This is a genomic window from Microbacterium dauci, assembly GCF_030065535.1.
Classification (GTDB): Bacteria; Actinomycetota; Actinomycetes; order Actinomycetales; family Microbacteriaceae; genus Microbacterium; species Microbacterium dauci.
In genome coordinates, this window is sequence record NZ_JASJND010000009.1 from 22,786 (window position 1) to 29,828 (window position 7,043).

Here is a 7,043-nt window from a genome sequence, read left to right on the forward strand (position 1 = left end):
CAGCGTACGCGGCGGCGGTCTCGTGCGGCCGACTCAGAGCTTCGTGATCGGGGCGACCTTGATCAGGAGCTTCTTCGGCCCGGCCGTGTCGAAGCGCACGTGGGCGACGCGCTTCGCGCCTTCGCCGGTGACCATGTCGACCTTGCCCTCGCCGAAGTCGTCGTGACGGATGCGGTCGCCCGCCGCGAGCTCGAGGTCACCGTTGTCGCGGATCTTCGCGGGGATGCGGTTCGCGAATTTCTCGATCGACCCCGCGGGCCGATCCCGCGGCGGGAGCGGGACGAGGTCGTCGCCGTACCGTCCCCCGCCACCGAATCGCGAGCCGCCACCCGAGCCACCCCGTCGCGCGTTGAGCGCGCGCGACTGCATGCCGCCGCGGGAATTCACGTCACCGGGCGACTGCCGCCAGTCGATGAGGTGGTGGGGGATCTCCTGCAGGAACCGGCTCGGCATCGCCGCCGAGACCTCGCCGAACTGCGCGCGGGTCATGGCGAGCGACAGGAACAGCCGCTTCCGCGCGCGGGTGAGCGCAACGTAGAACAGCCGTCGCTCCTCCTGCGGACCGCCGGGCTCGCCCGCCGAGATGCGGTGCGGGATGAGGTCCTCTTCGACACCCGTGACGAAGACGGCGTCGTACTCGAGCCCCTTCGCGGTGTGCATCGTCATGAGCGAGACCGAACCCGACGCGTCGTCGAGGTCGTCGGCATCCGACACCAGGGTCACCTCGGTGAGGAAGTCGAGCAGCGTGCCCTCGGGGTTGTTCCGGGCGAACTCGCGCGTGACGGCGACGAGCTCGTCGAGGTTCTCGACGCGCGCTTCGTCCTGCGGGTCCTTCGACATGCGGAGCGCGTCGAGGTACCCGCTCTTGCCGAGCAGCACGTTCAGTCCCTCTGTGACCGAGGTCGAGGGTGCGATCTCTCCCGAACTCGGGAGCATGATCTCGGATGCCTCGACGAGCACGGCATCCAGCTGGGCGATCGCCTGCTGGATCCTCGGACCGACGCCGAGCGCCGACCCGTTCGCGAGCGCGTCGCGGAACGTGATCCCCTCGTCGGCGGCGTACCGGGCGATCGTGGTCTCGGTGACGTCGCCGATGCCGCGACGCGGCTTGTTGAGGATGCGGCGGACCGCCATCTCGTCTGCCGGGTTCGCGACGGCGACGAGATACGCGAGCGCATCCTTGATCTCGGCGCGCTCGTAGAACTTCGTGCCGCCCATGATCTTGTAGGGCACCGCCGCGCGGATGAAGATCTCCTCCAGCGCTCGCGACTGCGAGTTGGTGCGGTAGAACACGGCCATCTGCGCGTAGTCGACGCCCTTCCGACGGAGCGCGTCGACCTCGTCGGCGACGAACTGCGCCTCGTCGTGCTGCGAGTAGCCGGTGAACCCGATGATCGGGTCACCGTCGCCGACGTCGGTCCAGAGCTTCTTGTCTTTCCGGTCGAAGTTATGGCCGATGACGGCGTTCGCCGCCGAGAGGATGTTCTGCGTCGAGCGGTAGTTCTGCTCGAGGAGGACGACCTTCGCTCCGGGGAAGTCGCGCTCGAACTCGCTGATGTTGCGGATGTCGGCGCCGCGGAACGCGTAGATCGACTGGTCGGAGTCACCGACGACGGTCAGCGACGCACCCTCGGTCTCGGGCGCCTCGTCGGGCTCGAAGATCATCATGCCGCCTGACGAGAACGCGTCGCCCGCCTTCCCGACGACGGGCCGGGTCAGCTCGTGGATGAGCGCGTACTGCGCGTGGTTGGTGTCCTGGTACTCGTCGACCAGGATGTGGCGGAACCGCTTGCGGTACACGTCGGCGACGTGCGGGAACGCCCGGAAGAGATAGACGGTCTGGGCGATCAGGTCGTCGAAGTCGAACGCGTTGGCCTTCTGCAGCGAACGTTGGTAGTCCGCGAAGATCTCGACGAACACCCGCTCGGCGGGGTCGCTCATGTTCGCCTGCCGCGCGTACGACTCGGCATCCGCCAGCTCGTTCTTGAGCTTCGAGATGCGGCCCTGCACGGCGGCGGGGGTGAATCCGAAGGCGTCGCCTTCGTGCTGCTTCACGAGCCGCTTGATGAGTGCGCGCGAGTCACCCGAGTCGTAGATGGTGAAGCTCTTCGTGAATCCGAACTGCTGTGCTTCGCGGCGGAGGATGCGCACACACGCGGAGTGGAACGTCGAGATCCACATGCCCTGCGCGCTGTCACCGATGAGCTGCTGTACGCGCTCCCGCATCTCGCCTGCGGCCTTGTTCGTGAAGGTGATCGCGAGGATCTGGCTGGGGTATGCCTCGTGGGTGCGCAACAGCGACGCGATGCGACGAGTGAGCACGCTGGTCTTGCCCGATCCGGCCCCGGCGATGATGAGGAGCGCGGGCCCGCGGTGCGTGACGGCGTCGCGCTGCGGTGGGTTCAGCCCGGCGAGGAGGTCTTCATCGGGTCGCCCGTCGGACGCGCCGCCGCGCGCGTCTGCGGCGCCCAGGACGATGGGCTTGAGGGGCTCAGTCATGTCGGTCCCAGTCTACGTTCGGGCGCCGACACGACCCTCCGTCATGCGTCGCGGCGGATCACCATCAGCGTGACGTCGTCAGGCGCCCTCCGCGAACGGGCGAGTTCGATCCCCTCGGCGACCGCACCCGCGGGCCCGCGCGCACGAAGCGCGCGGAGCACCTGCCCGAACGGGTCGGCCTCGTCGAGCACGTCGAGGATGCCGTCGCTGCAGCTCAGCAAGGCGTCACCGGGGTGCAGCACGATCTCGGTCTCGCTGCGCGGCTCGTCGACGCCCATACCGAGCGGCAGGCCGGTGGAGCGCAACGGCTCCCAGGAGTCGTCCGCCCGGACGACGAACGACAGCGAATGCCCGGCATCCACCACGCGGACCCGCCCCGACGGGCCGTCGAGTTCGGCGACGAACGCCGTCACGAACATGTGGATGTCCGCGAGGTCGGCCGAGATCTGCGCGTCGATCTCTTCGACCGCCTGCAGCAGCGAACGGTCGGGCGCGGTACGCAGCGACGCACGGGTGGCCGCGGCGATCATGCCGGCGCCGACGCCCTTGCCCATCACGTCGGCGAGCGCGATTCGGAGCCTGCCGTCGTGGAGGTACCAGTCGTAGATGTCCCCCATCACCTCGCCGGCGGCGATCGCATCGGCGGCAAGCGTGTATCCCTCGAACTCGGGTGCGTGGCGTGGCAGTAGCGCCCGTTGGATGGCCGAGGCCCGGTCGTACTCGTGCTCGCGGAGGATCTCGGACTGCACCCACGTCGCCATCTCGCGCAAGAGCTCCCGCTGCTGCGCATCGAGGTGCCGCGGCTTCACGTCGACGATGCAGAGCGTGCCGATGTGCTCCCCGCCGGGCGCCTCGAGGGGCTGGCCAGCGTAGAAGCGCAGGTGCGGGTCGCCGGCGACGAACGGGTTGTCGGCGAAGTCTCGATCGGATGCCGCGTCGTCGAGGACGAGCATCGCGCCCCGGGTGACGGTGGCGTTGCAGAACGACTCCGCGCGGGGTGCCTCGCGTTCGCCGTCGAACCCCTGCTCGGAGATGCGCCACTGCCGATCGTGATCGAGCAGGCTGACGCTGACCATCGGCACGTCGAACATCTGCTGCGCGAGTCGGGTGACGCGGTCGAGGCGCTCGTCGCGCGGGCGGTCGAGCACGTCGAGCGCATCGAGCGCGCGCTGGCGCGCGGCCTCCTTCTCGGGTTCAAGCTGGGTGTGCACCATGCTTCGATGGTCGTACGCTCTGGCGGTCGATTCAAGCCGCAGCCGCACACAGGCGCTCACGATCCGCTCAGAATTCGCGCGGCCATGCACCGAATCGAGCCGACGTCAACCCTCCGTTCACTGGCGCCCGGGAGCCGTATCCTCACTGGTGTCGCACCACCCGAGCGGCCCCCAGGAGGACGTTGTGAGCGCACCGGACCAGGCCGCCACCGCCGCGCTCCTGGACGGTCGTTACCAGCTCGGTGAATGCGTCGGCCGGGGCGGGATGGCCAGGGTCTTCCGCGCACAGGATCTGTTGCTCGGCCGCACGGTCGCCGTGAAGATGATGCGCACGGATGCCGACGACGCGACGATGCCGCCTCGGACGCGGACCGAGATGGAGCTCCTCGCCTCGCTGAACCACCCGTCGCTGGTCACGCTCTTCGACGGCTGCGTCGTGCCGGGCCGCCCGGAGTACCTCGTGATGGAGTTCGTCGACGGCAACTCGCTCGCGCACGCGATCGAGGCGGGCGCGCTCCCTGCCGCAGAGGTCGCAGGCATCGCCACCGAATTGGCCTCGGCGCTGCACGTGGTCCATTCCGCGGGCATCGTGCATCGCGACATCAAGCCGTCGAATGTCCTCCTCGCGCCCACGTCGGTGCCCGGTCGACAGTTCTTGGCGAAGCTCGCGGACTTCGGCGTCGCCTCCCTCGTCGACAGCACGCGGCTCACGGCTCCTGGCCTCGTGATGGGAACCGCCGCGTTCCTCTCGCCGGAGCAGGTGCGCGGCGAGCCGGGTGGCCCACCCTCGGACATCTACGCGCTCGGTCTGCTGCTGCTCGAGGCACTGACCGGCACCCGAGCGTTTCCCGAGGCATCCGGCATCGGGCAGGTCATGGCGAGGCTCGTCGAGTCACCCGCGGTACCTGCGTGGGTCGGGCCGGAGTGGGCGGCGATGCTCGGCTCGATGCTCGAGCGCGATCCTGCACTTCGCCCCACGGCCGCCACCGTGGCGGGCACCGCGCGGACACTCCCGACGCATGTCTCCATCCCCACCGGCGACGCGGACGACGCGGCGGTACGCCGCAGCACTGCAGCCGCGGTGGAGACGCTGCCCTGGGTGGCATCCGACCCTGTCCCGCTCCGCGCGGCAGCGTCTCCTCCGGCGGCGAGGCGCCGACGGGCATCGCGCGCGTGGTGGGTCGCAGGCGCGGCTGCCTCGACCGTAGCGGCGCTCGTGGTGGCAGGCGGCATCTGGGCGGGAGGCACCGGGGAGCGCGTTGCAGACGACGTCCCGCTGTCTCCGACACCAACCATCGCGGCCGACGAGGTCGCCGTCGACGAGACGCCAGCACCGTCCGAGCCCGCGGTGGTACCGGACACGTCGCCGGATGCCGCTCCGGTCGCCGAAGACACCGATGCCCAGTCGTCGGTGACATCCACCTCGACCGAGCCCACGGCGAAGACGTCGAACGCGCACGGCAAGAGCCCGAAGGCGAAGGCGAAGAGCCCGAAGGCGCAGACGAAGAACCCGAAGGCGCAGACGAAGAACCCGAAGGCATCGACGCGGGGTCCGGGGACGAAGCAGTCGGACTGACGAGGTCTGACGACGCCTGACGACGCGAACGGACATTCGGCGTCACATCGACGCCGACGTCGGAGACGGCGCCTAGCGTGGTGGCATCGCGGCGATCCGGGTGGTCCCGGGCTCCGGGTCATACCGGCAGCGCAGCAGGTTCGACTCCTGCCGTCGCGTCGAATCAGGAACGGCGAGCAGCGAGCGCGGCCGCGAGGGCGTCCGTCGAGGCGGTACTACTCGAGATGCGCCAGTCGACCTCTTTGTCGTGGTGGAACCAAACGAATCCGTAGACGTCGGGCTGCGCATCGAGGTACGAGACGAGCTCGGTGTTCCAATCGGCCTTCGATCCGCCACTCTCGGCCGACGCCGTCTCGGTGATCACGATCGGGATCCCCGGCGCGAGCACTCGGAGTGCCCCGATCCCCTCCCCGAACAGTGCGGTCGGCGTGATCCAGCTTCCCCAGCTGACCGCGTTCCCCCAGTTGTACCCGTCGAGTCCGACCACATCGACGCCGCCGGGGAACAGGGGGCCGAGTGCGGCCGACCCGGGGTACGGCACGTTCGGTGCCCACACCCATTTGACGTTCGTCGCCCCGCGCGCGTCGAACACCGACCGGACGTGATTCCACGCGGCGACGTACGAACCCGACGCGTTCCCGTTGACGCCCTCCGCCCACGGGTACCAGTCACCGTTCATCTCGTGCGCATACCGCAGGTAGACCGTGTCCCCCCACGCGGCCAACGCATCGGCCCAGCTCGCAAGATACTCGTCGTGATCGCCCGCCGCGATGCGCGCGTTCGCGTACGCCGGCTGGTCGATGCCCCCACCCCATCGCCACGGCTCCCACGAGATCAGATGTGTCGCACCGCGAGCGGTCACGCTCGCGAGATCGGCGATCGGCGGCGGCTGGGAGAAGTCGTAGAACGACAGGACGATCGAGGGCGCTTCACCCATCAGCGCGGTGACGGCGTCGAGCTCGGCGTCGGCGGACGCCCCCGACGGCGTCGATACGCCGAAACGGAGCGTCGTCGGATCAGGGCTGGGCGTCGGGGTCGCCGAGACCGTCGGCGACGGGCTCGGCGCGACCGTGGGGGTCGGCGTCGCTGCGGGACTCGGGGTCGCCGTCGGCGTCGGTGAGGGCGTCGTGCTGGAGTCCGTCTGGGCGACCGAGAAGGTCGCCGCCGCGAACGTGCGTCCGACGGTTGCAGAGACCGCGACACCGGTCCCGGCCGTACCCCGTACGACGATGTCCTTCGAGAACGACCCACTCCCGGTGGTCCGGATCTCGAGCATGATCGAACCGGCCGTGAGCGTACCCACCGATTTCTTCGGGAAGCCGATGCCCGTCACGGTGACGGTGGACCCGCTCGGGCCCGCATCGGGCGAGAGCGCGACGGCCGCCTGCTGCGCGGGCGGTGCGGCGACAGCGCTCGAGACCGCCGTCGTCAGCCCTGCCGCGAGCGCGACGACGGCGATGGCGATGGATGCCACGACGCGACGGGTGCGGACTGAGACGGGCACTGGGCGATCCTCCGGGACCCATCTCTGCGCGGGTCGATATCGGAAAATCGTACCAATCAGCAGACGACGGCCACATTTCGGACCGCCCCGAAACGACCCGCGCCGAAACGACCTGCCGCCGAAACGAACAGTGGGGGGGGGGGGGGGGGGGGGGGGGGCGCCCCCCCCCCCGGGGGCGGGGGCCCCCCCCCCCCCCCCACCCCACCCCCCCCCCCCCCCCCCCCCGGGGGGGCGCCCCCCCGGGGGGCCC

At 69.9% G+C, this 7,043-nt stretch carries 4 protein-coding genes; 1 reads left to right on the forward strand and 3 read right to left on the reverse strand.

Annotated features, from left to right (window positions below; translation table 11 throughout):
• Nucleotides 1-33: 33 nt before the first annotated feature.
• A complete protein-coding gene (locus QNI14_RS13985) occupies nucleotides 34-2,499 on the reverse strand; it encodes an ATP-dependent helicase (RefSeq protein WP_283717240.1) in 2,466 nt (821 codons plus the stop codon).
• Between the two features lie 41 nt (nucleotides 2,500-2,540).
• Entirely contained in the window at nucleotides 2,541-3,713 is a 1,173-nt protein-coding gene (locus QNI14_RS13990) for a PP2C family protein-serine/threonine phosphatase (RefSeq protein ID WP_283717241.1), read from the reverse strand.
• Between the two features lie 184 nt (nucleotides 3,714-3,897).
• On the opposite strand from QNI14_RS13990, the gene QNI14_RS13995 reads away from it, so the two are divergent.
• Nucleotides 3,898-5,289: a serine/threonine-protein kinase gene (locus QNI14_RS13995; protein WP_283717242.1), complete on the forward strand. Its 1,392-nt coding sequence runs from the start codon at nucleotides 3,898-3,900 to the stop codon at nucleotides 5,287-5,289.
• 163 nt (nucleotides 5,290-5,452) lie between these two features.
• Here QNI14_RS13995 and QNI14_RS14000 read toward each other — a convergent pair whose 3' ends face one another.
• Nucleotides 5,453-6,793, reverse strand: coding sequence for a glycoside hydrolase family 26 protein (locus QNI14_RS14000; RefSeq protein ID WP_283717243.1), 1,341 nt, complete (start codon nucleotides 6,791-6,793; stop codon nucleotides 5,453-5,455).
• Between the last annotated feature and the right edge of the window lie 250 nt (nucleotides 6,794-7,043).